Genomic DNA, 25,261 nt, shown 5'->3' with positions numbered 1-25,261 from the left:
ACCGGCTGGCTGCGTTCGTCCCGGATCTCGCTATGAGAACCAGGAGGACTGAGACGGTCGTGGTGGCGCCCGACCTGGCCGCGGTACCGCGATCACGCCGGCCGGCGCCGGGCAGACCGCCGAACCCGTCGACGGGCATCCCGCCGCCGGGCTGACCCGGGCCGTGACATCCGGGCGGCCGGCACCGCGGTGGCCGCCCGGAGGTCGCCGGGATCAGTCCTGGAGGGCCTTCAGGACGGCCTCGGCAGACGGCGGGACGTTGGCGCGGGGGCCGACGCGGTCGCCCAGGGCGTCGAGGGTCTTGAGGCCGTCGCCGGTGATCAGGAGCACCGTCTCGCCGTCCGGGTCCAGCTGGCCGGTCTCGATGAGCTTCTTCGCGGTGGCGACGGTGACGCCGCCGGCTGTCTCGGCGAAGATGCCCTCGGTCCGGGCCAGCAGGCGGATGCCCTCGACAACCTCTTCGTCGGTGACGTCCTCGATCGCACCGTTGGTGCGGCGGACGGCGTCCAGCACGTAGGGGCCGTCCGCGGGGGCGCCGATCGCCAGCGACCGGGCGATGGTGTCCGGGCGGACCGGGGTGACCACGTCGTGGCCGGCCTTGAACGCGGCCGCGACGGGGGAGCAGCCGGTGGCCTGCGCGCCGAACACGCGGTAGGGGGTCTGCTCGACCAGGTCCAGCTCGCCCAGCTCGCGAAACGCCTTGTCGACCTTGGTCAACTGGGAGCCGGACGCGATGGGCACCACGATCTGGTCGGGCAGTCGCCAGCCCAGCTGTTCGGCGACCTCGTACCCGAGCGTCTTGGAGCCCTCGGCGTAGTAGGGGCGGACGTTGACGTTGACGAACGCCCAGTCCTCGTGCTCGGCGGCCAGTTCCTGCGCCAGCCGGTTCACGTCGTCGTAGTTGCCGTCGACGGTGATCAGGTTGCCGCCGTAGACGGCGGTCATGAGGATCTTCGCCCGCTCCAGGGTGGACGGCACCAGCACCACCGACTGCCAGCCCGCACGGGCCGCGGCGGCGGCGACGGCGTTGGCCAGGTTGCCGGTGGAGGGGCAGGCCAGGACCTTGAAGCCCAGTTCGCGGGCGGCGGCGAGGGCGACGCCGACCACGCGGTCCTTGAACGAGTGGGTGGGGTTGCCGGTGTCGTCCTTCACCCACACCTTGCGCACGCCCAGTGCCTTGGCGAGGCGGTCGGCCTCGACCAGGCGGGTGCCGCCGGGGTTGGTGTTGGGGTGCGACTCGACGGTGGTCGGCACGGGGAGCAGGCCGCGGTAGCGCCAGATCGACCGGGGGCCTGCCTCGATGTCCTCGCGGCGGATCCGGCCGAAGTCGTAGGCCACTTCCAGCGGCCCGAAACACTCGAGACAGGCGTATTCGGCGGCGAGCGGCGTCTCGTGGCCACACTCGCGACACGACAGTGCGCGGGCGGGACCGAGGTCGAAGGAGGTGGTGGCCGAGGGCACACTGACAGCAGTCATCGCGAGGTATCTCCTCATCTTTCCCGCGCGTCGCGGGTCGGAATTGGCACCGTGGTCGCCAGCGGACGCTGTGCGACGGGTTGCCGGGGCTTCTTCGGGCCGATCCCTCTGCCCCTCTGGATGAGCGGTATTCAGTTGTGGCCTCAACTTACGTCACCATCCCGACCCTCAGCCAGAGACGTCCACCATCCGGACGCCCGACGCGCGTGGGAGGATCGCGTCCGTGAGTGCGCCCGCTGACACGCCCGACGCCGTGCACCTGATCGTCGGCGAGGAGGAGTTGCTGGTCGAGCGCGCGGTGCGCGGTGCGTTGGCGGCGGCGCGGAAAGTCGATCCGCAGGCCGACCTGACCCGCGTGCGCGTGACCGATCTCACCCCGCCTGAGCTGGCTGAACTGGTGAGCCCGTCGCTGTTCGCCGAGGGGCGGGTGGTCGCGCTGGAGGCCGCGCAGGAGTGCGGCAAGGAGATCGCCGACGCGGTCATCGGCTACGCCAAGGCCCCGGCGGACGGGGTCACGCTGGTGGTCGTCCACAGCGGCGGCGGGCGCAGCAAGGTGGCCAAGGACCTGCCCGCGGCGCTGCGCAAGGCGGGTGCCCGGGTCACCGAGTGCCCCAAGATGACCAAGGCGGCGGACCGGGAAGCTTTCGTGCGCAACGAGATCCGTGCGGCGGGTGGTGGCAAGGCCGATCCGGAGGCGGTGGCCGCGCTGATCGAGGCGGTCGGGTCGGACCTGCGCGAGCTGGCGGCGGCGGCCTCGCAGCTCGTCGCGGACACGGGTGGCAAGGTCGATGCCGAGGCGGTCCGCCGCTACCACCGGGGCAGGGCCGAGGTGACCGGGTTCGCGGTGGCCGAGAAGGCTGTGATGGGCGACCGGGCCGGTGCGCTGGAGGCGTTGCGGTGGGCGATCCAGCTCGGCGTGCCACACGTGCTGGTCGCTGACGCGCTGGCCGACGCGGTGCGCACGATCGCGCGGGTGTCGGCGGTGGGTCGGGGCGACCCGTTCAAGCTGGCGGGAGAGCTCGGCATGCCGCCGTGGAAGGTCAAGAAGGCCCAGGGGCAATCACGCGGCTGGGAGGACCGGGGGCTCGCGGCGGCGATGACTGTGGTCGCCGACCTGAACGCCGACGTCAAGGGCGTCGCAGCCGACTCGGGCTACGCCCTGGAACGCGCGGTGCTCAAGATCGTCGCCGCCCACGGCCGCCGCTGACCATGCAGGCTGCCGGAGACGAAAGAAAGGGCCGCTCACCCCGCGTGGGGTGAGCGGCCCTTTCGGCAAGAACCAGTGGCGTGAGGACCAGATCAGATCTGGTTGGCGCGCCGCGCCAGCGCCGACTTCTTGTTGGCGGCCTGGTTGGCGTGGATCACGCCCTTGGTGACGGCCTTGTCCAGCTTGCGGGAAGCCTCCCGCGCCAGCACGGTGGCCTTCTCCTTGTCACCGGCCTCGGCGGCCTCACGGAACTTGCGGATGGCGGTCTTGAGGGACGACTTGACGGCCTTGTTGCGCAGGCGCGCCTTCTCGTTCGTCTTGATCCGCTTCATCTGGGACTTGATGTTCGCCACGCGAAAGCCACCTTTTCCTCGGTCTGGAGAGTCGCACCGCGCTTGTCACCGGCTCCGCCCCACGAAGGGGCGGTTTTCCTCCACAGCGGAATGCCGCGCGGGTACGGCCGAGAAGGATATCAGGGCAGCTCACCGCACCGTCAATCGAGTCCTCTCCTCGCCGACCACGACCTCGTAGTCGCCCTTGGCCACCTCCGGCTTGCCCGAGCCGTCCATGTCGCCGGACGTCACCGCCAGCCGCCGCACGTCGAACGTCACCTCGACCGCCCGCTGCTCGCCCGCCTTCAACGCCACGCGCGTGAAGCCGACCAGTCGTCGCTCCGGCGTGAGCACCTTGCTCACCGGCTGGTGCACGTACACCGGCACGACGAGAGTGCCGTCACGCGCCCCGGTGTTGGCCACGGTCACCGACACCTCGACCTGCTCGTCCCGCCGCACCTCGGCCGACTTCACGGTCGGCGCGGACGTGGTGAACGTGGTGTACGACAAGCCGTGCCCGAACGCGAACGCCGGGTCGTACCCCGAACTGGGCACCGTGTTCGCGCCACGCGGCTGGTCGTACGAGAACGGCTGGTCACCGACCGTCTTCGGCCACGACACCGGCAGCTTGCCGCTCGGGTTGACCGCGCCGAACAGCACGTCGGCGATCGCGCTGCCGCCCTCCGAACCGGGCAGCCAGCCCGCGACCAGCGCCGGTGCGTCCGCCACCGTGCCGAGCACCTGCGGCCGGCCGGTGAGCAGCACCACCACGACCGGCTTGCCCGCCGCACGCACCGCGTCCACCAGGCCCTGCTGCGCGGCGGTCAGCGCGGGCTCCTCGGTGTCCGACTCACCCTCCGCGCCCGGGTCCTCACCGAGCACCACGACCACCGCGTCGGCGTCACCGGCCTGCGCCACCGCGTCGGCCTGCGCGGGCGCGCTGACCACGTTCGACGACGGCGCGGCGGCCCGGATGCCCTCCAGCACCGTCACCGCCTCCGGCATCGCCGACCAGTCCGGCACGCCCTGCCAGCCGACCGACCAGCCACCGAGCTGGCGGGGCACGGAATCGGCCGCGTCACCGGTCACCACGAGCTTGCCCGCGCCGGTCGACAGGGGCAGCACGCCGTCGTTGCGCAGCAGCACGGTGCTCTCCGCCGCCGCCTGACGGGCCAGCGCCCGGTCCGCGCCGTTCACGATCGCGTCGGCCTTCTCCACGTCCACGAACGGCTTCTCGAACAGCCCCAGCTCGAACTTGAGCTTCAGGATCCGCCGCACGGCCTGGTCGATCCGCTTGCCGGGGATCGCACCGCTGCGCACGCCCGCCAACAGGCCCGAGGTGAAGCCGGCCGCGTCCGAGGGCTCCATCGCCATGTCCACGCCCGCGTTGACGGCCATCGCGATGGCCTCCTCGTAGTCCGCCGCCACGTGGTAGCGGTCCACCAGGAACCGGATGTCCTCCCAGTCGGTGATCGCCACGCCCCGGAAGCCCATCCGGTCGCGCAACTGCGTGGTCAGCAGGTACTTCGACGCGTGCGCGGGCACGCCGTTCACCGCACCGGAGTTGATCATCACGGTGCCGACGCCCGCGTCGAACTGCGGCTGGAACGCGGGCAGCACGGTGTCCTGCAAGTACCGGATCGGCAGCTGGGCGGGTGCCCGGTCGTGCCCGTTGAACGGCTCGGAGTAGCCCGCGAAGTGCTTGGCCGTCGCGGTGAGCTTCGCGGTGCCGTCGGTCGGCTCGGCCTGCTGCCCGCGCACGTTCGCCGCCGCCAGCGCGCCGGCCAGCACCGGGTCCTCGCTGTAGGTCTCGTAGTACCGGCCCCAGCGGGTGTCGCGGGCGATGTCGGACACGGGCGCGAAGTTCCAGAACACGCCGGTGGCGCGCATGGCCCGGCCGGTGGACGCGCCCAGCTGCTCCTGCAGCTCCGGGTTCCACGTCGCGCCGAGGCCGATCTGGTGCGGGAACATGGTGGCGCTGAGCACGTTCGAGTGGCCATGCACGCCGTCCGCGCCGTAGATCAGCGGGATCCGCAGCCTGCTGTGGTCCAGCGCGTACTTCTGGATCGTGTTGGTCATCTCCGCCCACGCGCGGGGCGTGTTCGGGTTCGGCGCGTCACCGCCGCCGGACAGGATGGAGCCGACCTTGGCGTCCTCCAGCACGGCCTTCATGCAGTCCTCGCGCAGCGGACCGGGGTTCCACTCGCAGTTGCCCCGCAGCTTGCCCAGCCGGATCTGGGTCATCTGGCCGACCTTCTCCTCCAGCGTCATGCGCTTGAGGAGGCTCTCGACGCGCCGGTCGACCGGGGCCCGCGCGTCCTGGTAGTCCTGTCCGGCCGGCTCCATCACGCCGCTGGCCTGCGCGCCGGTGACCAACAGGGCCAGCGAGACCAGCGCGGCGACCGCGGTCCGCTTGCGGGATCTCAACACCGAGAACCTCCAGGTGGATCGGAGAACACCGGGATCACCCTCCCTGTGTGAATCGGCCCACAACAGGGCCGAACGGCGCATTCTGGGAGCGCTCCCATCGTGGTAAGGGGTGAAATGCAGTACGCCCGTCTTGTTTGATGTGCGGGTGACCACCGCACTCGACTGGCCCGGCTTCGGGCAGATCTCGCTCGCCGCCCTGCTGTTCCTCTGCCTGGCCGCCGCCCTCGCGGGCGCGGTCGACGCGGTGGTGGGCGGCGGTGGACTGATCCAACTGCCCGCGCTGCTGCTGATCGCGCCCGGCGGCCAGCCGCTGTACGCGCTGGCCACGAACAAGGTCGCCTCCGTGGTCGGCACGGCGGCGGCGGTGCGCACCTACTCGCGGCAGGCGGCGATCGACTGGTCGTCGGCGCTGCCGATGGCGGCGGCCGCGTTCGCGGGCGCGGTGGGCGGTGCGGCGTTCGCGGGGGCGTTGGCGCCCGGTGTGCTCAACGGCGTGGTGCTCGTCGCGCTGGTCGGCGTCGGCCTCTACACGTGGCGCAAGCCGGAGCTGGGCGTGGCGGAGACGCCGAGGTTCACGCGTTTCGCGCAGATCGCCGTGATGGCCCTGGGTGGCGCGGTGATCGGCTTCTACGACGGCCTGGCGGGGCCGGGCACGGGCGCGTTCCTGGTGTTCCTGCTCGTGGGCTTGGTGGGGTTCGCGTTCCTGCGCGCCTCGGCCACGGCAAAAGTGGTGAACGTGGCCACTAATCTGGGTGCCCTCTTGTACTTCATCCCGGCCGGGAAAGTGCTGTGGGGCTTGGGATTGGTGCTCGCGCTGTGCAACGTGACCGGCGCGGTGTTCGGCGCGCGGCTGGCGGTGCGGCGCGGATCGGCGTTCGTGCGCCGGGTGTTCCTCACCGTCGTGGTGGCGCTCGTGGTCAGTCTGGGGTGGAAGGCGGCGATTGGATGACCCGGAACGTCGCGCCCATCGGGTCGCCGGCGGTGGTGAACCGGCCGAACCGCGACTCGACCACGTCGCCGACCGTGACGCCGCCCAGCTCGGCCACCCGCCTCGCCGCCGCGTCGGCGTCGGTGACCGCGAAGTAGGTCATCCAGTGCGGCGGGATCTCGGCGGGGATCTCGTTGGCCATCCCGAACACGCCCGCCACCGCACGGCCCTCGACCCGCAGCTGCGTGTACGGGAAGTCCGGCAGCGGGTCGAGCCCGACACCGAACACCTGCTGGTAGAACTCCGCCGCGCCGAACGCGTCACGGGTGGCCAGCTCGTTCCACACCACCGAACCGGGCTCGTTCACCACGTACGCGCCGATGTGCGTGCCCGCCTCCCACAGCCCGAACGCCGCGCCGTACGGGTCCACCGCGATCGCGCCGCGCCCCGGACCTCCGGTGTCGAACTCCGGCACGAGCACCTTGCCGCCGTTGGCGTTCAGCTTCTCCACCGACTCGTCCAGGTCGTCGGTGGCCAGGTAGGTCGTCCACACCACGGGGAACATCACGTCCGACGGCATCTCGCCGAACCCCGCCACGGGCAGCCCGCGCACCAGCGCCATCGTGTAGTGCCCGGTCTCCGGGCCACCGATCTCGAAGTCCCAGCCGAACAGTCCGCCGTAGAAGTCCATGGTGGCCCGGCGGTCGGTGGTCATCATGTCCACCCACGCGGGCGTACCCGGCGGGTACGGGGAGTTCAGCTCGCTCACCTCGCCAACAGTCGCACCGGTCACGTCACTCCGCGAGTCGATCACCCGAAGGTGTGGCTCAAGGCAGGTGGTCCCGACGACCGATCTACCGAGGGTGAAGAAACTGTGGCTGGAGTTCAAGGGCTTCGCCTTGGGCGGCAACATGTTCGAACTGGCGCTGGGCTTCATCAGGGTTCCCGCGAGTGCCCGCGGTGCGCGGAGTTCATCGCGGTGGACGCCGACAAGTGCAAGTGGTGCACCGCCGACGTCCACCCCGAAGTGCCGGCCGAGGCAGGCGGCGCGTCGCGCCTAGTCCGGTCCCGGTTCCTTGTCCTGCTTGCGCGGCCGGCCGCGCCTGGGTTGGTCGGCGGCCCCGGTGGGCAGCCGACCGGCTTCGGCGAGCGCGCGGCGCAGCAGGAACTCGATCTGCGCGTTCGTGCTGCGCAGCTCGTCGTTCGCCCACCTCGTCAGCGCGTCGTGCACCGCCGGGTCGAGGCGCAGCAGGACGCTCTTGCGCTCGGCCACGTCAGGTGTACAACGACCCGGCGTTGACCACGGGCTGCGTGGATCGGTCGCCGCAGAGCACGACCAGCAGGTTCGACACCATCGCCGCCTTGCGCTCCTCGTCCAGTTCCACCACGTCCTCCTCGGCGAGCCTGGCCAGCGCGAGCTGCACCATGCCGACCGCGCCCTCCACGATCCGCGACCGCGCCGCGACCACCGCACCGGCCTGCTGGCGTTGCAGCATCGCCTGCGCGATCTCCGGAGCGTAGGCCAGGTGCGTGAGCCGGGACTCGATCACCTTCACCCCGGCCGACTGCACCCGTGCCGCGATCTCCAGCGACAGCGTCTCGGTGATCTCGTCCGCGTTCTCCCGCAGCGACAGCCCGGTCTCGTCGTGGTTGTCGTACGGGTAGCTGGTCGCGATGTGCCGCACGGCGGTCTCGGTCTGGATGCCGACGAACCGCACGAAGTCGTCCACCTCGAACTTGGCCCGCGCGGTGTCCTCGACCTGCCACACCACCACGGCGGCGATCTCGATCGGGTTGCCGTCCGCGTCGTTGACCTTCAGCGTGGCGGTCTCGTGGTTGCGGATCCGGGTGGACACCTTCACCTTCGTGGTGAACGGGTTCGCCCAGCGCAGGCCGTCCTGGCGGACGGTGCCGGTGTAGCGGCCGGCGAACTGGAGCACCCGCGACTCGCCCGGCGCGACGGTGAACAACCCGATGCTCGCGATGCTGCTCCCGGCGATCAGCAGGCCGCCGCCGACGATCGCCGGGACGCTCGGCCCGTCGTCACCCGGAATCGTGCCGAGGACCACGATCGCCGCGCCCAGCAGCGCGCCGACCACCACCCCGGCCAGCACCCCCCAACCCGACACCGCTCGTGCCTCCCGCTCCCGGACCACCGGAGCCGGCATCCGCACCGCCACGTCCGTCGTCGCGTCCATGTTCCACCCCTCGATGTCATATCTCGTGCTTAGCAAAGTGATATCACTTTTCCGTGCCGCCGGACAAGCCGGCGCTGAAACGAGGACAGAAGTTGACCGCAATGAGCCCTACGGTGATCGCATGACCCCGGTACTGAGCCGTCGTGCCCTCGGCCGAGCCACCCTGGCCCGCCAGTTCCTGCTGGCCCGCGCCGAGGCGACCGTGCCCGAGGTCGTCGCGCACCTGGTCGGGTTGCAGGCCCAGACACCGCACACCTGGTACACCGGCCTGTGGTCGCGGATCGCCGGCTTCACCCCGGACCGGGCCGCGGACCTGCTCGTGGACCGGCGGCTCGTGCGCATCGCCGTGATGCGGTCGACCATCCACCTGGTCACCGCCGAGGACGCCCTGGCCCTGCGCCCGGCGGTCCAGCCCGCGCTCGACCGGGACCTGTTCCGCAACTACACCCACGGCCGGGACATGCGCGGCCTGGACGTGGACGCCGTGGTGGCCGCCGGGCGCGTGCTGCTGGCCGAGAAGCCCCGCACCAACAAGGAGCTCGGCACCCTGCTGCACGAGCAGTGGCCCGACCGCGCGCCCGCCTCGCTGGCCTACGCGATCCGGTGCCTGGTGCCGTTGGTGCAGGTGCCGCCGCGCGGGGTGTGGGGACGCAGCGGCACGATCGCGCACACCAGCGTGGAGACGTGGCTGGGCGCGTCCGTGGCGGACAAGCCGTCGCTGGACGACCTGGTGCTGCGCTACCTGGCCGCGTTCGGCCCCGCCACGGTGAAGGACGTGCAGACCTGGTCCGGCCTCACCCGGTTGCGCGAGGTGGTCGAAGGGCTGCCGCTGCTGCGGCTGCGCGACGAGGACGGCCAGCAGCTGTTCGACCTGCCCGAGGCGCCCCGTCCGGACCCGGACGAGCCCGCGCCGCCGCGGTTCCTCTACGACTTCGACAACGTGCTGCTCTCGCACGCCGACCGGCGCCGGGTCGTCACCGAGGACGTGCGCGCGCAGAACTACGACCCGCACGGCCCCGTGCCGCAGTTCTTCCTGGTCGACGGCGTCACGGCGGGTGACTGGAAGCTGCACCGCGCCGACGACGTCGCCACGCTGGAACTGCGGCCGTTCCGCCGGCTGCCCGCGCCGGACGAGCTGGAGCGGGAGGCCGGACGGCTGCTGGCGTTCCTCGCGCCGGACGCGTCGCGGCACGAGGTCCGGACAACCTCACCGGCGGTGCCGCGTCCCTGAGTGCATGGGGACGATCACCGTGCGCCCACCCCGGGCGGAGGACGACCGGCCGCTCGTCGACGTCTACGTCAAGGCCAGGCGCAGCTACTACGAGGGCCACGTGCCCGAGGCGGAACTCGCCGAGTGGGAACGGTCCGCGCGGGCCGCCGGCCACGCCTTCGACAAGCCCGGCCGGGTGTGGCTGTGCGCCGAACTGGACCACGTGTTCGCCGGGTTCGCGCTGGTCACCCCCGATGGCTCGCTGTTGCAACTCCAGGTGGACCCGGCGTGCTGGGGCAGGGGCGTCGGCCACGCGCTGCACGACGCGGCGATGGATGCGCTGCGGGACCTCGGCGTCACCACCGCGCGGCTCGACGTGTTCGCGGAGAACCACCGCGCGCGGCGCTTCTACACCGACCACGGCTGGCGCGAGGAGGGTCGCGACGGCGACCACGTGCGAATGGCGCTGCGGCTGGACGTGTGATCGCCTGGACGCCGTGGAGATCCTGAGCAGCCGCGTCCTCGTCCGCTCTCACGACCCGGAGCGCGCGCGGGCGTTCTACCGCGATGTGCTGGGCCTGGCCGTGCACCGGGAGTTCCCCGGCGGCACGGTGTTCTTCCTCGGCCAGGGCTTCCTGGAGGTCTCCGGCACCTCCACCGAACGTCCGACGGACGCCACGCAGCTGTGGCTGCAAGTGCGTGACCTGCGGCGGGCCGCCGAAGAGCTCGCCGACCACGTCGTCCGGCCCGCCCGGCGCGAGCCGTGGGGCCTGGACGAGCTGTGGATCACCGACCCGGACGGCAGGCACGTCGTGCTGGTCGAGGTCCCCGCCGACCACCCACTACGCCGGGACACCCGCCAGTAGCTGCACCGCGGGCCCGACCACGCCGCCGTACTGGTGCAACGAGGTGCGCACCCCGGTGAACCCGGCCGCCTCGGCCTCCTGGATCAGGTCGTACTCGGAGGTGTCCAGCGCCCGCCGGTGCACCGAGACGACCAGCCTGCCGCCAGGCCGCAGCACCCGGAACAGCTCGTGGAACGCGGCCGGCCGGTTGCCCCACAGCTGGAGGTTGTTCACCGAGACCACCACGTCCACCGAGTCCTCGGGCTGGCCGGTCCGCGTCGCCGCACCCTCGCGCAGCTCCACCCGGCCCGCCACGATCAGCTCCGCGCACCGCTCACGCGCCTCGTCCAGCATGACCTGCGACGGGTCGACGCCGATGGCCTTGAGCGCGCGTTCACCGGCCAGCTTGAGCCCCACGCCCGGACCGGGGCCGAGCACCAGCACGACCTCCTCGGGCGTCGGCGCGGCCACCTCGGTGACGTGCTCCTCCACCTTCGCGTTCAGCACGGCCATGACCCGGCCGCCCAGCTCGCCCACCTTGCCGCGCGGGTGCCCGAACGCCGCGTCCAACGCCTTCATCAGGTTGTTCGCCATGCCACCAGCGTCGTGACGGGCCGCTCCGACCGCATCGGGGACCGCCCGGAGACCGGCCCGGAGATGACCCCCGGGGTGGTCTCAGCGCCAGCCGAGCCGCCGCAGCACGTCCACGACCAGCGAGAACCGCTCCGGCTCCAGCACCGAGCCCTCGCGGCGGATGTCGGCCTCGTCCAGCTCGAACACGCGGTCCAGGCGCAGGTAGGAACGCCTGCCGTCGCGGTCCCAGCGGCCCGAGCCCAGGTCGAGGCAGTCGTCGACCTCGTGCCGGTCGGGGGTCTTGCTGGTCAGCATCAGGCCGAGCAGTGCACGCCGGTGCCGTCCCACGACCAGCAGCGGCCGGTCCTTGCCGCGGCTCGGGTCCTCCTCGAAGGGGACCCAGGCCCACACCACCTCGCCCGGGTCGGCCAGGCCGTCCAGGTCGGGTGAGTACTCCAGGGTGGCCGCCACCGCGGCCGTGTGGACCTCGCGCACCGCGCCCCTCAGCGGGCGGGCGTCTTCACCGTTCGCGTACACGGCGGGCAGCATATGGTCTCGGTCACGTACGCGCGGAACGCCACGACCCCGTGACGTGAGAAGATGGGTCGATCCCCCGTCCTTCGTGTGCGAGGAACCTGAGTGACCACGTTCGCCGACCAGACGTTCACGCCTCCGGAGCTCATCCGGAACTTCTGCATCATCGCGCACATCGACCACGGCAAGTCGACCCTGGCCGATCGCATGCTGCAGCTCACCGGCGTGGTCGAGGAGCGGGCTATGCGCGCGCAGTACCTCGACCGCATGGACATCGAGCGCGAGCGCGGCATCACGATCAAGGCGCAGAACGTGCGGCTGCCGTGGCAGGTCGACGGCCGGGACCACGTGCTGCACATGATCGACACGCCGGGTCACGTCGACTTCACCTACGAGGTCTCGCGTGCGCTGGAGGCGTGCGAAGGCACCGTGCTGCTGGTCGACGCCGCGCAGGGCATCGAGGCGCAGACGCTGGCCAACCTGTACCTGGCGATGGAGAACGACCTCACCATCATCCCGGTGCTGAACAAGATCGACCTGCCCGCGGCGGACCCGGACAAGTACGCCAAGGAGCTCGCGCACATCGTCGGCTGCGAGCCCGAGGAGGTGCTGCGGGTCTCGGCCAAGACCGGCCTGGGCGTCGGCGCGCTGCTGGACGAGGTCGTCAAGCGCGTCCCGGCCCCGGTGGGCGACGCGGACGCACCGCCCCGCGCGATGATCTTCGACTCGGTGTACGACACCTACCGTGGCGTGGTCACCTACATCCGCGTGGTCGACGGCAAGATCACCCCGCGCCAGCGGATCCGGATGATGTCGACCAACGCGACCCACGAGCTGCTCGAGGTGGGCATCATCTCGCCCGAGCCGAAGCCGAGCGTCGGCCTGGGCGTCGGCGAGGTCGGCTACCTCATCACCGGCGTGAAGGACGTGCGCCAGTCGAAGGTCGGCGACACCGTCACGGCCGAGAAGCACGGCGCGACCGAGCCGCTGGCCGGGTACCGCGAGCCGCGCCCGATGGTCTACTCCGGGCTGTACCCGGTGGACGGCTCGGACTACCCGATCCTGCGCGAGGCGCTGGAGAAGCTGCAGCTCAACGACGCCGCGCTGACGTTCGAGCCGGAGACGTCGGCCGCCCTGGGCTTCGGCTTCCGCTGCGGCTTCCTCGGCCTGCTGCACCTGGAGATCACCCGGGACCGGCTGGAGCGCGAGTTCGGCCTGGACCTGATCTCCACCGCGCCGAACGTGGTCTACCGGGTCGTGATGGACGACGGCACCGAGCACGTGGTGACCAACCCGTCCGACTGGCCGGACGGCAAGCGCGCCGAGGTGTACGAGCCGATCACCAGGTGCACGATCATCGCGCCCAGCGAGTACATCGGCGCGATCATGGAGCTGTGCCAGTCCAAGCGCGGCCAGCTCGGCGGCATGGACTACCTGTCCGAGGACCGCGTCGAGCTGCGCTACACCATGCCGCTCGGGGAGATCATCTTCGACTTCTTCGACGCGCTGAAGTCGCGCACGCGTGGTTACGCGTCGTTGGACTACGAGGAGTCGGGCGAGCAGGACGCCGAGCTGGTCAAGGTGGACATCCTGCTCCAGGGCGAGCCGGTGGACGCGTTCAGCGCGATCGTGCACAAGGACCACGCCTACGGGTACGGCACGAAGATGGCCAGCAAGCTGCGCGAGCTGATCCCGCGGCAGCAGTTCGAGGTGCCCATCCAGGCCGCCGTCGGCGCCCGCGTGATCGCCCGCGAGACGATCCGCGCCATTCGCAAGGACGTGCTCGCGAAGTGCTACGGCGGTGACATCACGCGTAAGCGCAAGCTGCTGGAGAAGCAGAAGGAAGGCAAGAAGCGGATGAAGATGGTGGGCCGCGTCGAGGTCCCCCAGGAAGCCTTCGTCGCCGCACTGTCGACCGACGACTCCGGCAAGGACAAGGGAAAGAAGTAGTACCACCGGCCAAATCCGCGCCGACCGGCACATCTTCGGGTGAACCGGTCGGCGTGGAGGCGTTTTCAGGCCCTTTTTTCCTGCCATGGTTGGCGCACCAACTGGGAGGAGGGGACCATGACCGTCATGGTCGAACAAGAAGGCAGCTCCTACACGGTCGAGGACCTGGAGGGCATGCCTGATGACGGACGCCGTTACGAACTCATCGACGGGCAGCTCTACGTGAGCCCGGCACCGGGGTACCGGCACCAGAAGATCGTCCTGAAACTCGGCTCGCTGCTGGACGGGAGCTGCCCGAACGATCTTTCCGTGCTGACGGCACCATTCGCCGTGCAGCCGAGCGGGAGGACCGAGCTGCAGCCGGACGTGCTCGTCGGCCGCCACGCCGACTTCACCGACAGGTTGTTGCCCGTCGCGCCATTGCTGGCGGTGGAAGTGCTCTCACCGAGCACCGGTATTCGCGACCTCACGATCAAGAAGAACGCCTACGAGCGCATGGGCGTGGTCAGCTACTGGGTGATCGACCCGCAGGAGCCCGTGCTGGCCGTGTTCGAACTCGACGCCGAGGGCTGCTACCAGCAGGTGGCCGAGGTGCAAGGAGAGAAGCCGTTCGACGCGACGCTGCCGTTCCCGGTGCGGATCGTGCCCGCCGAGCTGCTCGGCACCTTGTGGGAAGACGGGGAGTAATGACAAAAGGGCCCTCAGGACGCCCCTGTCCTGAAGGCCCTCGAAGGGGTGCGGCGGCTCAGCTGTGGTTGCGGAGCATCCCGCTGAGCGCGTGGCGGCGGAGGATCGCTTCGATCTCACGCGCCTCGTGGCTCGAGTGCCGGGCGAGGATGGCTTCCATGTCCATCCGGGCGCTCGGGGTGTCGTAGGCGGCCAGCTCGCGGTTCAGGTCCGCTTCACGCTTGCGGATCTGCCGCCGGGTGGCGAAGTACGTGCGAACGGTCTTCAGAGCGTTGGTCATGTCGCCTTTCGGTCGTCTTCTCTGTATCGGTTCACCTACCATGATGCCGCACGTCAGAGGCTTGTGGAGCCAGATCGGGCGTGATCTCCACCGCAACTGTCACAGGCCCGTGAAGACCACGTCACCGGCCGAGGATGTCGAGGGCTTTCGAGTACTTCGCGCGCAGCCGGTCCTGGGTGGCGGTGTCGAGCATCGCCAGTCGGGGCGGTGATGTGTTGTCCGCGATGTCGGCCCGCTTGACCTCCACCGCGACCGGGTCGGCGAGCACCCGCGCCAGGTACTCCTCCTGCGTCTCACCGTCACGGTGGCTCAACGCCAGCACGGTCGACACCACCTCCGGCGGGCACCCGGCGGCGAGCAGGTCGTCGGCGGTGACGGAAGTGTCCTCGACGACGTCGTGCAGCACGGCCGCCATGCGCGCGTGCTCGCCGGACACCCGGCCCATCACCCGCAGCGGGTGGCCGATGTAGGGCTGCCCGGACTTGTCGACCTGCCCGTCGTGGGCCGCCCGCGCGATCCGGATCGCGTCATCAACGGTGAACGTCATCGGATCATTGTTCACACCCTTGACAAGTCCCAGTGGTCTAGTCCATTTTTCGAGTGGCCCACGTCACCTGTGCTGGGCTTTGGCCGCCGACGAGAACGTGGAGGTGGACGTGCTTTCGAGGACGAGACGCGCACTGGGCGCGGTGCTGGCGGGTGTGCTGGCCATCGCGGGCCTGACCCTGGTGGTGGTGGGCAGCGCGTCGGCCGCCAACCTGGTCGCCAACCCCGGTTTCGAGGGCGGTACGGGCGGGTGGACGTGCAGCGCCGCGGCGACGGCGGTGACCACGACCAAGCGCACCGGCACGCACGCCATGGCGGGCTCCCCGGCGGGCCAGGACAACGCCCGCTGCTCGCAGACCATCTCCGTGCGGGCCAACACCGCCTACAAGCTGTCGGCGTGGGTGCAGGGCAGCTACGTGTACCTCGGCGTGACGGGCACCGGCAGCGGCGACAAGAGCACGTGGACGCCCGGCTCGACGGGCTTCAGCCAGCTCTCGATCGACTTCACCACCGGCGCGACCAGCAGCGTCACGATCTACGTGCACGGCTGGTACGGCCAACCGACCTTCTACGCCGACGACGTGAGCCTCGACGGCCCCGGCACCCCGCCGACGAGCACGACCACCAGCACGAGCACCTCCACCACCACGACAACGACCACCACCACCACGACGACCACGACGACCACGACGACGACCGGCAACCCGAACCCGACGTTGCCCAAGCACGCGCTCACGGGCTACTGGCACAACTTCGACAACGGCTCGCGCCTGCTCAAGCTCGCCGATGTGCCCACCACCTACGACATCGTGGCCGTCGCGTTCGCCGACGCCACCACCACGCCGGGCGCGGTCGCCTTCAACCTCGACCCGACGTTGTCGAGCAAGCTCGGCGGCTACACCGACGCCCAGTTCAAGGCCGACGTGCGCACCCTGCAGAACCGCGGCCAGAAGGTGATCATCTCGGTCGGCGGCGAGAAGGGCACGATCAGCGTCGGCAACTCGACCGCCGCGACGAACTTCGCCAACAGCGTCAAGTCCCTGATCGCGAACTACGGGTTCGACGGCGTGGACATCGACCTGGAGAACGGCGTCAACGCCACCTACATGGCGCAGGCCCTGCGCGCCATCCACGCGGGCGGCGGCAAGGTCATCGCGATGGCGCCGCAGACCATCGACATGCAGTCCACCGGCGCGGAGTACTTCAAGCTGGCGTTGGCCGTGAAGGACATCCTCACCGTGGTCAACATGCAGTACTACAACTCCGGTTCGATGCTCGGCTGCGACCAGAAGGTCTACTCGCAGGGCACGGTGGACTTCCTGGTCGCGCTGGCCTGCATCCAGCTGCAGAACGGCCTGCGCCCCGACCAGGTCGGCCTCGGCCTGCCCGCCTCGCCGTCCGGCGCGGGCGGTGGCTACCAGTCGCCCGCCAACGTCAACCGGGCGCTCGACTGCCTGGCCAAGGGCACGAACTGCGGATCGTTCAAGCCCTCCCAGACCTGGCCGGGCATCCGCGGCGCGATGACGTGGTCGATCAACTGGGACGCCTCCAACAACTGGCAGTTCGCCAACACGGTGGCACCGCACCTGGACACGCTGCCGTAGCGCGGCGGACGCCGTCCCTCCCGTCGCGCCACGGGAGGGACGGCGCCGGCGCTACCCGACCCGCCGCGTGCCGGACCGCTCGCAACGCGCCCGTTTTGCCCATGGACGCCGTGGACCTGCAAATACGTGACCGCAGCGGAAGCGCGGGTTAGGGTCGCGCCATGTTGGACAGACTCGAAGTGCCCGTCATCGCCGCGCCGATGGCCGGTGGGGCGTCCACACCCGCGCTCGTGGCCGAGGTCGGACGGGCGGGTGGGCTCGGGTTCCTGGCCGCCGGCTACCTGTCCGTCGAAGCCGTCGCCGAGCAGATCACCGCCACCACCGCGCTGACCGACCGGCCGTTCGGCGTGAACCTGTTCGTCCCCGGTCCCCGCTCCACCACCGACCTGTCCGGCTACCTCGACCGGGTCAAGGCGCAGTCGCCGACCGAGCCCGGTGAACCGCGGTGGGACGACGACTCCTACGCCGCCAAGCTCGAACTCGTGATGGCGTTGCGCGTTCCGGTGGTCTCGTTCACGTTCGGCCTACCGAACCCGGAGGACGTGCACCGGCTGCACGCGGCCGGCTCCACGGTCGTCGTCACCGTCACGACACCGCAGGAAGCCGCGCAGGCGGCGCAGGTCGGCGCCGACGCGCTGTGCGTGCAGGGCAGTGACGCGGGCGGGCACCGGGGCACGTTCGCCGACGACGGCGTCTCGCCCGGCGGCGGCGAGCTGTTCGGCGTGCTGGCCGCGTTGCGGCTGGTGCGCGCCAAGGTCGACCTGCCGCTGATCGCGACCGGAGGCCTGGTCCACGGCGCGGACGTGGCCGCGGTCATCACGGCGGGCGCGGTCGCGGCGCAGCTGGGCACCGCGTTCCTGTCCACGCCGGAGGCGGGCACGTCCGCCGCCCACCGCCAAGCGCTCGCCGAAGGCACCCGCCGCACGGCGTTGACCAGGGCGTTCAGCGGACGTCCGGCACGTGGCCTGGTGAACAGGTTCCTGGTGGACAACCAGGAGCAGGCGCCCGCCGCGTACCCGGAGGTGCACCACCTGACCCGGCCGGTGCGCGCGACCGGCGACCCGGAGCTGATGTCGTTGTGGGCCGGGCAGACCTACGCGCTGGTCCGACCGGCCCCGGCGGCCGAAGTGGTGGCCCGGTTGGCGGCCGAGGCACGCCAAGCCCTTTCCGTCGCGATCACGCGCATTTCCCCGGTGTAGCACCACAGAATGGCGGCGTGACCACCGCGCGCGAGCTCGCCGACGAGATGCTGACCCTGGTCCTGGACGCCGATCCCGTCATGGCGACGCTGCTCGGCATCCCGGGCTGGGACAACCTGTTGCCGGACCCGGGCGTCGAAGCCGGACGCGATCTGCGCGCCCGTGCCGAGGACATCGCACGGCGTGCGCGTGGCGGGGACGACGACCCGGTGACGCGTGCGGTGGTCGCCCAGCAGGCGTGGGGCCTGGTGTACCGCCTGGACTCGCACCTGGTCGAGCACACCCACGCCGAAGGCCTCAACGCGCCGCTGGCGTTGCTGCTAGTGGCGCTGCCGCTGATCCGCCCGTCCGACGACGTGGCACGCAAGGCGTACCTGACCCGGCTGTCGGCGCTGCCCGCGTACCTGGACGCGCTCACCCGAAGACAGCGCGACTCCGTCCGCCGTCCGCTCAGGCACCTGGTGGAAGCCGCCATCCGCCGCATCGACCGCCACCTCGCCGAGGAGACCGACCCGCTCGGCAGCCCGTTGCACGGCACGCCGTTCGCCGCGGTGTGCACTCGGCTGCTGCACGAGACCGTGCGTCCCGCGATCGCCCGCTACCGCGACTTCCTGCGCGTCGAGGTGGTCGACCGGGGCCGCGGCGAGGACCGGCCCGGCCTGTGCTGGCTGCCCGACGGCGACCTGATCTACGCGGACCTGGTCCGCATGTACACCACGACCGGCCACACGCCCGAGGAGCTGCACCGGATCGGGCTGAACCTGATCGAGGGGCTGGACCGGGAGTACGAGGAGATCGGCAGCCGGGTGTTCGGCCCGACCCCGGCCGCCGGCGTGCGTGCCCGCCTGCTCGCCGACCCGGAGCTGCTCTGGCGAGACGCCGAGGACATGGTGACGTTGGCGGCGACGACCATCGGCCGTGCCGAGGAGGTCGCGGGCGACTGGTTCGGCTCGGTGCCACGAGCCAGGTGCGTGGTCGAGGCGGTGCCGGCGGCGGACGCGCCGAACGCGCCGCTGGCCTACTACGTGGACCCGGCGATGGACGGCTCCCGGCCGGGCACCTACTTCGTCAACACCTACCGGGCCGAGCAGCGCGCGCGGTTCAGCGCCGAGTCCACCGCGTTCCACGAGGGCGTGCCGGGCCACCACTTGCAGCTCGCGCTCGCCCAGCAGATCCCGGACCTGCCGTTGCTGCGCCGGTTCGCCTCCGTCGAGGCGTACCTGGAGGGCTGGGCGCTCTACGCCGAGCGGCTGGCCGACGAGATGGGTCTCTACAGCGACGACGTGGCCCGGCTGGGGATGCTGGCGGGCGACTCGCTGCGCGCCGCCCGCCTGGTGGTCGACACCGGCCTGCACGCGTTGCGCTGGACGCGCCAACAGGCCGTGGACTACCTGCGCGCCAACGCCGTCATGCCGGACGTGGACATCTTCTCCGAGGTCGACCGGTACATCGAGAACCCCGCGCAGGCGCTGTCCTACATGGTGGGGCGGCTGGAGATCCAGCGCCTGCGCGGTGAGGCGGAGCGGAGGCTGGGCGACCGCTTCGACATCAAGGCGTTCCACGACCTCGTGCTGCGCGGCGGGCCGCTGCCGATGGCCGTGCTCGCCGACGTGGTCGACGAGTGGTGCGACTCAGTCCTGGCGTGAGTTGAGCAGCGACTTCCGCTTGCTGTAGGCGAAGTACACGACCAGCCCGATGAGGAACCAGACGCCGAAGCGCAGCCAGGTCTCCGGCGCCAGGAACGTGATCAGCCACAGCGAGAACACCACGCCGATGATCGGCACGACCGGCATGCCCGGCGTCTTGAACGTGCGCGGCAGGTTCGGCTGCTTGTACCGCAGCACGATCACGGCGATGCAGACCACCACGAACGCCAGCAGGATGCCGATGTTGGTCAGCTCGGCCGCCTCGGCGATGGGCAGGAAGCCCGCGATGACGGCGGACGCGATGCCGAGCACCCACGTGGTGCGCGTCGGGACGTGCTTGACCGGGTGCGTCTTGGCGAACCACTTGGGCAGCAGGCCGTCACGCGACATCGAGTAGCCGACCCGCGCCGCGCCCATGAGGAACGTGAACAGCACCGTCGTGATGCCCAGCACCGCGCCGACCGAGATGATGATGCCCAGCGCCGGCAGGCCGATGTCGGAGAACGCGGAGGCGAACGCGCTTTCCGAGTCCACGTCCTTGTAGTTGACCATGCCCGTGAGCACCAGGCACGCGAGCACGTACAGCACCATCGAGATGGCCAGCGAGTAGATGATCGCCTTCGGCATGTGCTTCTGGGAGTCCTTGGACTCCTCGGCTGCCGTGCTCATCGCGTCGTAGCCGAACACCGCGAAGAACACCGTGGCCGCACCGGTGAGCGCGCCGGAGAGGCCGAACGGGAAGAACGGGTCGTAGTTGCCGGTGTTGATGTGGAACGCGCCGACCACGATCACCAGCAGCACCACGGCGACCTTCAGGTACACCAGGGTCGTCTCGAAGCGGGCCGCGTTCTTCATGCCCGTGTTGAGCACGAACGCGATCAGCAGGCACAGCAGCACGGCGAACAGGTTGACCTTGTAGCTGCCCGCCGCGACGTCCGCGCCTTCCGTGCCGGGCGCGCCGAGCATCCACACCGGCAGGTCGATGCCCAGCAGGTCCAGCAGCTCGTTGAAGTAGCCGCTGATGCCGATCGCCACCACGGCCACGATCGCGGTGTACTCCAGCAGCAGGTCCCAGCCGATGAACCAGCCGACGATCTCGCCGAGCACGGCGTAGCCGTAGGTGTAGGCCGAGCCCGCCTTGGGGATCAGGCCCGCGAACTCCGCGTAGGAGAACGCGGCGGCGGCGCTGGCGATGCCCGCCACGAGGAACGAGATCAGCACGGCCGGGCCCGCGGTCTTGTTGGCCACGGCGCCGGCCAGCGAGAAGATGCCCGCGCCGATGATGCCGCCGATGCCGATCGCGGTGAGCTGCCACAGCCCCAGGGTCCGGGTCAGCGCCGTCTTCTCGTCACTGATCTGCTCGATCGGCTTGCGGCGGAACACGCCGCTGCCCCGGCCGAATCCGTCCTGCACCGTCATTCGTCCAGCTCCCTCGGTGGATTGGTGTGCGGCGAACCGTACGCCGGTCGAGTGGCACCGGGTTTGTTCGACTGCACCATTCGAGGGAGTGGTTTTTGTGCGGACGTACGGATTGACGAAGTTCAGCCTCGCGTGAAGACGATCTTGCCCGCGGTCTCGCCGTCGAGCATCGCGCGCAAGCCCTCCTCGGCCCGCTCGAACGGCAGTTCCGCGCCGATCTGCGGGCGCAGGCCGGTCAGGTCGCAGAACGAGAGCAGGTCGGCCAGCTCCTCGCGCGTGCCCATGGTCGAGCCGACCACCCGCAGCTGGAGGAAGAACAGCCGGGGCAGCTCGGCCGCCGACGCGTCACCGCTGGTCGCCCCGGAGATCACCAGGGTCCCGCCCGGCTTGAGCGCCTTCATCGAGTGCGACCAGGTGGCCTTGCCGACGGTCTCGAACACCGCGTCCACCCGTTCCGGCAGCCGTGCGCCCGACTCGAACGCCTGGTGCGCGCCCAGGCTCTCGGCCAACGCCCGCTTCTCCTCCGTGCGGCCGGTCACCCACACCCGGAACCCCGCCGCACGGCCCAGCTGCACCAACGCCGTCGACACACCGCCGGACGCGCCCTGCACCAGCATCGTCTGACCCGGCCGCAGACCCGAGTTCACGAACAGCATCCGGTACGCGGTCAGCCACGCCGTGCCCATGCACGCCGCCTCGGCGAAGCTCAGCCCCGCGGGCTTCGGCAGCGCGTTGCGCTTCGGGACGACGACGAAGTCCGCGAACGTGCCCTGGTGCTTCTCGGTGAGCAGGGTGCGGCGCGGGTCCAGGGTCTCGTCACCGGACCAGTCCGGGTCGCCGATCACCGAGTGCAGCACGACCTCCGTGCCGTCCTCCAGCACGCCCGCGCCGTCGCAGCCGAGGATCATCGGGAACTGCTCGGGCTTGATGCCGACGCCGCGCAGCGTCCACAGGTCGTGCATGTTCAGGCTCGCCGCTTTCACGGCGACCTTCACCCAGCCCTCCGGGGCTTCGGGCTCCGGTCGTTCGCCCACGCGCAGGGCGGCGATCGGGTCTTGCGGGCTCGGCTCGGCTGCGTAGACGGCGAACATGCGGGCAACTTACCGACTGGTAGTGATCCGTGTGCGGTGAAGCGCGTCACGGCGCTAGGCTCGGTGACGTGGTCGACGCGTTCGAGCAGTGGTGGGACTCGGTTGAGCTGTGGCTGGCGCAGCTGCCGTTCCCGTTCCAGTTCGCGCTGCTCATGTGCGTGCTGCTGCCGTTGTCGCTCGGGTTGGCGCGGCTGATCGACCGGGTCGTGGACAACGCCTCGACCAGGTTCAACCCGGTGCCCAAGATCCCACCGCCCGGTGACGACGCGCAGCCCCGGAAGGTGGGGGCGGACGAGCCTTCGTAGGCTCTGGGACCGTGACTCCCGCCCGGCGGCTCTCCGTCGCACTGCTCGGCCTGATCGCACTGGTCGTGGTCGGCTACTTCGCCAAGGACCTGACCGGCACGTCGTCGGACCCCGCGCCGCCTGCGGCATCGGCTTCGGGCGTGCCGGGCGCGGACTCCGGGTTGCCGGTGAAGTCGCTGTCGAGCCTGCCCGAGCAGGTCAAGGAAACGTGGGAGCTGATCGAGCGGGACGGGCCGTTCCCGTACCCGCGCAACGACGGCGTGACGTTCCAGAACCGCGAGCGGCTGCTGCCCGCCAAGCCGTCCGACTATTACCGGGAGTACACCGTGCCCACGCCAGGCAGCGACGACCGCGGCGCGCGCCGCCTGGTCACCGGGTCGTCCGACGAGGTGTACTACACGGCCGACCACTACGAGTCGTTCGTCGTCGTGGACGTGAGCAAATGACCTACCGACACGTGGTGCGGCGCGGAGCGCGCTCGAAGAAGGACGCCATCGGGGCCATCGCCGAGGCGCTGAGCTTCCCCGACTGGTTCGGCCACAACCTGGACGCGCTGTACGACTGCCTGACCGACCTGTCCTGGCTGCCCGAGGGCGAGCACGTGCTGGAGTGGGAGGGTGGCAACGCCGACGTGGAAGCCGTCCTGTCCGACGCGGCCGCCCGATCCGCCGACCTGGGCGACCGCGTCCTGACCGTCGTCTACACCGACTGATCCGCCTCGGCGAGCTCGCGCAGCTTCGGCAGCGCCTCCCCGAGCATCGCGTGGACCTTCTCGGCGGCGTCCGGAGTGAGGGCCAGGTCCACCACACCGTCGAAGTTCAGCTCGAACTCGCCGTCACCGTTGATGTGCGACCCGGGCACACTCCGGCGCATGGTTGGTGACGACGACTTCGACCCTGTGATCGCACGGCTCCAGTTCGGCGAGTTGGCGCGGCAGCTCAGGGAAGCCGCGCGGGTCGAGTTCGGTGAAGCGGACAGAGCCGTGGGCGGCTACCTCGGCAAGCTGTCGAAGATCGAGACCGGCTCCATCGCTCCTCGACCGCAAGACGTCGACTGGATGATCGCGCGATACCAAGTCACCTCCGCCCAGGCCGAGGAAATGCGCTCGCTCGCCACGATCGCCCGCCGCCGCGCCAAGCCTGCGAAGACCCTCAGCTCTTCGCGTCAATACGTGTCGCTGGAACGGCGCGCCACCAAGATCGCCATGGTGTACAACGAGATCCCTGGCTTGCTGCAGACTGCCGAGTTCGCGTACACGGCGCTGTCGCTCTCGCCGGTCATCGTCGCGGCCGACCTACCGGGCTACGCGCAGGAGCGGGCCGAGCGCGGTGCGCGAGTCATCCGGGCAGACGGCCCGGAAGTCCGGATCGTTCTCGGCGAAGACGCCTTCGACCGTGCGAACGGTGGGCCGGACGTGCTTCGCCGACAGCTCGAACACCTTCGTGAAGTAGCGGAGATGCCGAACATCGACTTCCGCGTACTGGCGAGGTCCACGACGAGCGGGATCGTCCCGGCGCTCGTCTGTCCGTACACGCTGCTGGAGGTCGACTCGAAGACGCTGGCCTACGTTGAGACGTTGACCCGCTCCGACTACATCAAGGCGTCTGCGCCGTACGTGTTCGCGTTCGAACAAGCTTGGAGTCTCGCAGCTTCTGGTGAAGAGTCGAAGGCGATACTTGACCGAAGGATCGCCGATCTCATCGACACCGGGGAGTAGATGATGTGGAGCACGGCCTCCGCCCTGACGGATGCTCGGTGGCGCAGGAGTAGCCGTTCGAATGCCGGTGGTGCTCAGTGCGTCGAGATGGCTTGCCTGGACACGGGGATGGCGGTGCGGGACAGCAAGGCGCCTACCGGGCCGGCGCTGGTCTTCCCGGCGCGGGCCTTCCGGGCGTTCATGGGGGAAGCGGTGTCCGGGGGTTTCGACCAGCGGTGATGGCAGGGCGGGAACGACTCGGTCGTCCCCGCCGCGCCGTTTTCTAGTCCTCTGCAGGCACCCACGACGGCTTGCGCTTGCCGACGAACGCGGCGATGCCCTCCTGGCCTTCGGGGCCGCCGAAGTGGCGTGCGGAGAGGGCCAGCATGTCGGCGAACACCGCGTCCAGGTCGTTCGACCTCGGCTCCTGGAGCATCCGCTTGGTGGCGGCCAGGGCGTTCGGAGCGCCCAGCGCGAGCATGTCGGTGTAGCGGGTGACCTCGGCGTCGAGGTCGTCGGCGGGCACGGCGGAGTTGATCAGGCCGATGGCGACGGCCTTGGGCGCGGTGAACGTCTCGCCGGTCAGGAACAGCTCGTGCGCGGCGCGCGGGAGCAGGCGGGGTAGCACGGTCACCGAGATGACGGCCGGCACGACGCCGATGCGGACCTCGCTGAACGCGAACGTGGCCGTGTCCACCGCGACGGCGATGTCGCACGCGGCCACGATGCCGACGCCGCCCGCGCGTGCGGGGCCCGCCAGCCGGGCGACCACGGGCTTCGGGCTGGTCCACAGCTGCTGGAGGATCGCCGGGAACTCGTTGACCCCCTGCTTGTCGGCACTCGCGCCGCCCGCCTCCTTGAGGTCCATGCCCGAGCAGAACACCGGTCCGGTGTGGCTCAGCACGATCACGCGCACGGCGTCGTCGGCCGTCGCGGCCTTGAGGTGACCGGTCAGCTCGGCGCGCAGCTGTGCGGACAGGGCGTTGCGGTTGTGGGGGGAGTCCAGCGTGATCGTCGCGATGCCACGCCGCACCTCGTAGTGGACCAGCTCGTCTGCCATGGACGGCACTCTACGATCCCGTACACATTGACAGTGTGCTGTCAA

29 protein-coding genes and 1 riboswitch are annotated in these 25,261 nt (G+C 70.4%); of the genes, 15 read left to right on the top strand and 14 right to left on the bottom strand.

The window, feature by feature from the left end:
- Positions 1-213: 213 nt before the first annotated feature.
- Positions 214-1,476, bottom strand: a complete 1,263-nt coding sequence (gene thrC, locus B0I31_RS10220; protein WP_106615082.1) for a threonine synthase — start codon at positions 1,474-1,476, stop codon at positions 214-216.
- Positions 1,477-1,487: 11 nt separating this feature from the next.
- Positions 1,488-1,603, bottom strand: a riboswitch (SAM riboswitch).
- A 96-nt stretch (positions 1,604-1,699) separates the two neighbouring features.
- On the opposite strand from thrC, the gene holA reads away from it, so the two are divergent.
- The gene (gene holA / locus B0I31_RS10215; RefSeq protein ID WP_106615081.1) at positions 1,700-2,683 is read left to right on the top strand and encodes a DNA polymerase III subunit delta; all 984 of its coding nucleotides are present in this window, start codon (positions 1,700-1,702) and stop codon (positions 2,681-2,683) included.
- Between the two features lie 92 nt (positions 2,684-2,775).
- Here the strand turns inward: holA and rpsT are convergent, their stop codons facing one another.
- Together rpsT and B0I31_RS10205 are read right to left on the bottom strand one after the other, a co-directional pair.
- Positions 2,776-3,036, bottom strand: coding sequence for a 30S ribosomal protein S20 (rpsT, locus tag B0I31_RS10210; RefSeq protein WP_073889602.1), 261 nt, complete (start codon positions 3,034-3,036; stop codon positions 2,776-2,778).
- 129 nt (positions 3,037-3,165) lie between these two features.
- The gene (locus B0I31_RS10205; RefSeq protein WP_181320081.1) at positions 3,166-5,445 is read right to left on the bottom strand and encodes a glycoside hydrolase family 3 N-terminal domain-containing protein; all 2,280 of its coding nucleotides are present in this window, start codon (positions 5,443-5,445) and stop codon (positions 3,166-3,168) included.
- Positions 5,446-5,590: 145 nt separating this feature from the next.
- Between B0I31_RS10205 and B0I31_RS10200 the strand changes: the two genes are divergently transcribed.
- On the top strand, positions 5,591-6,394 hold the full coding sequence (locus tag B0I31_RS10200) for a TSUP family transporter (RefSeq protein WP_106615415.1): 804 nt from the start codon (positions 5,591-5,593) through the stop codon (positions 6,392-6,394).
- Here B0I31_RS10200 and B0I31_RS10195 read toward each other — a convergent pair.
- The 3 genes from B0I31_RS10195 to B0I31_RS10185 form a co-directional block, all read right to left on the bottom strand.
- Positions 6,363-7,142, bottom strand: a complete 780-nt coding sequence (locus B0I31_RS10195; RefSeq protein ID WP_106615079.1) for a VOC family protein — start codon at positions 7,140-7,142, stop codon at positions 6,363-6,365. The two genes, B0I31_RS10200 and B0I31_RS10195, sit on opposite strands and share 32 nt — an antisense overlap.
- A gap of 288 nt (positions 7,143-7,430) precedes the next feature.
- Entirely contained in the window at positions 7,431-7,646 is a 216-nt protein-coding gene (locus tag B0I31_RS10190) for a type II toxin-antitoxin system antitoxin (protein WP_073889611.1), read from the bottom strand.
- Between the two features lies 1 nt (position 7,647).
- Positions 7,648-8,571: an SPFH domain-containing protein gene (locus B0I31_RS10185; RefSeq protein ID WP_106615078.1), complete on the bottom strand. Its 924-nt coding sequence runs from the start codon at positions 8,569-8,571 to the stop codon at positions 7,648-7,650.
- Positions 8,572-8,692: 121 nt separating this feature from the next.
- On the opposite strand from B0I31_RS10185, the gene B0I31_RS10180 reads away from it, so the two are divergent.
- From B0I31_RS10180 to B0I31_RS10170, 3 genes are read left to right on the top strand one after another with little or no spacing between them, the layout of a single operon-like run.
- Positions 8,693-9,802, top strand: a complete 1,110-nt coding sequence (locus tag B0I31_RS10180) for a winged helix DNA-binding domain-containing protein (protein WP_106615077.1) — start codon at positions 8,693-8,695, stop codon at positions 9,800-9,802.
- A 4-nt stretch (positions 9,803-9,806) separates the two neighbouring features.
- The gene (locus tag B0I31_RS10175) at positions 9,807-10,265 is read left to right on the top strand and encodes a GNAT family N-acetyltransferase (protein ID WP_106615076.1); all 459 of its coding nucleotides are present in this window, start codon (positions 9,807-9,809) and stop codon (positions 10,263-10,265) included.
- Between the two features lie 13 nt (positions 10,266-10,278).
- A complete protein-coding gene (locus B0I31_RS10170) occupies positions 10,279-10,647 on the top strand; it encodes a VOC family protein (protein ID WP_106615075.1) in 369 nt (122 codons plus the stop codon).
- Here B0I31_RS10170 and B0I31_RS10165 read toward each other — a convergent pair.
- Both B0I31_RS10165 and B0I31_RS10160 read right to left on the bottom strand, forming a co-directional pair.
- The gene (locus B0I31_RS10165; protein ID WP_106615074.1) at positions 10,624-11,220 is read right to left on the bottom strand and encodes a class I SAM-dependent methyltransferase; all 597 of its coding nucleotides are present in this window, start codon (positions 11,218-11,220) and stop codon (positions 10,624-10,626) included. The two genes, B0I31_RS10170 and B0I31_RS10165, sit on opposite strands and share 24 nt — an antisense overlap.
- Before the next feature lie 81 nt (positions 11,221-11,301).
- A complete protein-coding gene (locus B0I31_RS10160) occupies positions 11,302-11,736 on the bottom strand; it encodes a type II toxin-antitoxin system PemK/MazF family toxin (protein WP_219910654.1) in 435 nt (144 codons plus the stop codon).
- A gap of 102 nt (positions 11,737-11,838) precedes the next feature.
- Here B0I31_RS10160 and lepA point away from each other — a divergent pair, with 102 nt between their 5' ends.
- Together lepA and B0I31_RS10150 are read left to right on the top strand one after the other, a co-directional pair.
- On the top strand, positions 11,839-13,683 hold the full coding sequence (lepA, locus tag B0I31_RS10155; RefSeq protein WP_106615072.1) for a translation elongation factor 4: 1,845 nt from the start codon (positions 11,839-11,841) through the stop codon (positions 13,681-13,683).
- Positions 13,684-13,800: 117 nt separating this feature from the next.
- On the top strand, positions 13,801-14,370 hold the full coding sequence (locus tag B0I31_RS10150; protein ID WP_106615071.1) for a Uma2 family endonuclease: 570 nt from the start codon (positions 13,801-13,803) through the stop codon (positions 14,368-14,370).
- 58 nt (positions 14,371-14,428) lie between these two features.
- Here the strand turns inward: B0I31_RS10150 and B0I31_RS10145 are convergent, their stop codons facing one another.
- Both B0I31_RS10145 and B0I31_RS10140 read right to left on the bottom strand, forming a co-directional pair.
- On the bottom strand, positions 14,429-14,650 hold the full coding sequence (locus B0I31_RS10145) for a hypothetical protein (RefSeq protein ID WP_106615070.1): 222 nt from the start codon (positions 14,648-14,650) through the stop codon (positions 14,429-14,431).
- A gap of 121 nt (positions 14,651-14,771) precedes the next feature.
- The gene (locus B0I31_RS10140) at positions 14,772-15,197 is read right to left on the bottom strand and encodes an HD domain-containing protein (RefSeq protein ID WP_106615069.1); all 426 of its coding nucleotides are present in this window, start codon (positions 15,195-15,197) and stop codon (positions 14,772-14,774) included.
- Between the two features lie 109 nt (positions 15,198-15,306).
- Between B0I31_RS10140 and B0I31_RS10135 the strand changes: the two genes are divergently transcribed.
- The 3 genes from B0I31_RS10135 to B0I31_RS10125 all read left to right on the top strand — a co-directional run bounded on the left by B0I31_RS10135 (position 15,307) and on the right by B0I31_RS10125 (position 19,645).
- Positions 15,307-16,800 (top strand): chitinase, encoded by a 1,494-nt coding sequence (locus B0I31_RS10135; RefSeq protein WP_106615414.1) that lies wholly within the window; start codon positions 15,307-15,309, stop codon positions 16,798-16,800.
- 161 nt (positions 16,801-16,961) lie between these two features.
- Positions 16,962-17,999 (top strand): NAD(P)H-dependent flavin oxidoreductase, encoded by a 1,038-nt coding sequence (locus B0I31_RS10130; RefSeq protein WP_106615068.1) that lies wholly within the window; start codon positions 16,962-16,964, stop codon positions 17,997-17,999.
- Positions 18,000-18,016: 17 nt separating this feature from the next.
- On the top strand, positions 18,017-19,645 hold the full coding sequence (locus B0I31_RS10125) for a DUF885 domain-containing protein (protein ID WP_106615067.1): 1,629 nt from the start codon (positions 18,017-18,019) through the stop codon (positions 19,643-19,645).
- Here the strand turns inward: B0I31_RS10125 and B0I31_RS10120 are convergent.
- Complete coding sequence (locus tag B0I31_RS10120; RefSeq protein WP_106615066.1) at positions 19,631-21,064, bottom strand: amino acid permease; 1,434 nt, start codon at positions 21,062-21,064, stop codon at positions 19,631-19,633. The genes B0I31_RS10125 and B0I31_RS10120 overlap by 15 nt on opposite strands.
- A 122-nt stretch (positions 21,065-21,186) precedes the next feature.
- A complete protein-coding gene (locus tag B0I31_RS10115) occupies positions 21,187-22,155 on the bottom strand; it encodes a zinc-binding dehydrogenase (RefSeq protein WP_106615065.1) in 969 nt (322 codons plus the stop codon).
- A 68-nt stretch (positions 22,156-22,223) separates the two neighbouring features.
- Between B0I31_RS10115 and B0I31_RS10110 the strand changes: the two genes are divergently transcribed.
- The 3 genes from B0I31_RS10110 to B0I31_RS10100 are packed head-to-tail and all read left to right on the top strand — an operon-like array spanning position 22,224 to position 23,172.
- The gene (locus B0I31_RS10110) at positions 22,224-22,460 is read left to right on the top strand and encodes a hypothetical protein (RefSeq protein ID WP_106615064.1); all 237 of its coding nucleotides are present in this window, start codon (positions 22,224-22,226) and stop codon (positions 22,458-22,460) included.
- 11 nt (positions 22,461-22,471) lie between these two features.
- A complete protein-coding gene (locus B0I31_RS10105; protein WP_106615063.1) occupies positions 22,472-22,906 on the top strand; it encodes a guanyl-specific ribonuclease in 435 nt (144 codons plus the stop codon).
- Complete coding sequence (locus tag B0I31_RS10100; RefSeq protein ID WP_106615062.1) at positions 22,903-23,172, top strand: barstar family protein; 270 nt, start codon at positions 22,903-22,905, stop codon at positions 23,170-23,172. Before B0I31_RS10105 ends, B0I31_RS10100 begins: the two co-directional genes overlap by 4 nt.
- On the opposite strand, the gene B0I31_RS40485 is transcribed toward B0I31_RS10100, so the two are convergent.
- A complete protein-coding gene (locus B0I31_RS40485) occupies positions 23,160-23,333 on the bottom strand; it encodes a hypothetical protein (protein ID WP_181320080.1) in 174 nt (57 codons plus the stop codon). The genes B0I31_RS10100 and B0I31_RS40485 overlap by 13 nt on opposite strands.
- Between B0I31_RS40485 and B0I31_RS10095 the strand changes: the two genes are divergently transcribed.
- Positions 23,332-24,177: a helix-turn-helix domain-containing protein gene (locus B0I31_RS10095; RefSeq protein ID WP_181320079.1), complete on the top strand. Its 846-nt coding sequence runs from the start codon at positions 23,332-23,334 to the stop codon at positions 24,175-24,177. The genes B0I31_RS40485 and B0I31_RS10095 overlap by 2 nt on opposite strands.
- Complete coding sequence (locus B0I31_RS10090; RefSeq protein WP_342751467.1) at positions 24,178-24,396, top strand: DUF397 domain-containing protein; 219 nt, start codon at positions 24,178-24,180, stop codon at positions 24,394-24,396. It begins immediately after the preceding gene.
- 43 nt (positions 24,397-24,439) lie between these two features.
- Here B0I31_RS10090 and B0I31_RS10085 read toward each other — a convergent pair whose 3' ends face one another.
- Positions 24,440-25,216 carry an enoyl-CoA hydratase-related protein gene (locus B0I31_RS10085; RefSeq protein WP_106615060.1) on the bottom strand — a complete coding sequence of 259 codons (777 nt, stop codon included), beginning with the start codon at positions 25,214-25,216 and terminating at the stop codon, positions 24,440-24,442.
- Between the last annotated feature and the right edge of the window lie 45 nt (positions 25,217-25,261).

Origin of the sequence: Saccharothrix carnea (assembly GCF_003014735.1) — a bacterium.
Lineage (GTDB): Bacteria > Actinomycetota > Actinomycetes > Mycobacteriales > Pseudonocardiaceae > Actinosynnema > Actinosynnema carneum.
The sequence above is the reverse complement of the archived record's forward strand: the minus strand, read 5'-3'. Positions and strand labels throughout refer to the sequence as shown.

What these genes read in the sequence shown, in the direction of transcription:
- B0I31_RS10140 (WP_106615069.1), bottom strand. Translation starts at nt 15,197, where the DNA reads ATGACGTTCACCGTTGATGACGCGATCCGGATCGCGCGGGCGGCCCAC.
- B0I31_RS10085 (WP_106615060.1), bottom strand. Translation starts at nt 25,216, where the DNA reads ATGGCAGACGAGCTGGTCCACTACGAGGTGCGGCGTGGCATCGCGACG.
- B0I31_RS10165 (WP_106615074.1), bottom strand. Translation starts at nt 11,220, where the DNA reads ATGGCGAACAACCTGATGAAGGCGTTGGACGCGGCGTTCGGGCACCCG.
- B0I31_RS10095 (WP_181320079.1), top strand. Translation starts at nt 23,332, where the DNA reads ATGGTTGGTGACGACGACTTCGACCCTGTGATCGCACGGCTCCAGTTC.
- B0I31_RS10180 (WP_106615077.1), top strand. Translation starts at nt 8,693, where the DNA reads ATGACCCCGGTACTGAGCCGTCGTGCCCTCGGCCGAGCCACCCTGGCC.
- thrC (WP_106615082.1), bottom strand. Translation starts at nt 1,476, where the DNA reads ATGACTGCTGTCAGTGTGCCCTCGGCCACCACCTCCTTCGACCTCGGT.
- B0I31_RS10115 (WP_106615065.1), bottom strand. Translation starts at nt 22,155, where the DNA reads ATGTTCGCCGTCTACGCAGCCGAGCCGAGCCCGCAAGACCCGATCGCC.
- B0I31_RS10120 (WP_106615066.1), bottom strand. Translation starts at nt 21,064, where the DNA reads ATGACGGTGCAGGACGGATTCGGCCGGGGCAGCGGCGTGTTCCGCCGC.
- B0I31_RS10100 (WP_106615062.1), top strand. Translation starts at nt 22,903, where the DNA reads ATGACCTACCGACACGTGGTGCGGCGCGGAGCGCGCTCGAAGAAGGAC.
- B0I31_RS10175 (WP_106615076.1), top strand. Translation starts at nt 9,807, where the DNA reads ATGGGGACGATCACCGTGCGCCCACCCCGGGCGGAGGACGACCGGCCG.
- B0I31_RS10150 (WP_106615071.1), top strand. Translation starts at nt 13,801, where the DNA reads ATGACCGTCATGGTCGAACAAGAAGGCAGCTCCTACACGGTCGAGGAC.
- B0I31_RS40485 (WP_181320080.1), bottom strand. Translation starts at nt 23,333, where the DNA reads ATGCGCCGGAGTGTGCCCGGGTCGCACATCAACGGTGACGGCGAGTTC.
- B0I31_RS10145 (WP_106615070.1), bottom strand. Translation starts at nt 14,650, where the DNA reads ATGACCAACGCTCTGAAGACCGTTCGCACGTACTTCGCCACCCGGCGG.
- B0I31_RS10090 (WP_342751467.1), top strand. Translation starts at nt 24,178, where the DNA reads ATGATGTGGAGCACGGCCTCCGCCCTGACGGATGCTCGGTGGCGCAGG.
- B0I31_RS10130 (WP_106615068.1), top strand. Translation starts at nt 16,962, where the DNA reads ATGTTGGACAGACTCGAAGTGCCCGTCATCGCCGCGCCGATGGCCGGT.
- B0I31_RS10185 (WP_106615078.1), bottom strand. Translation starts at nt 8,571, where the DNA reads ATGGACGCGACGACGGACGTGGCGGTGCGGATGCCGGCTCCGGTGGTC.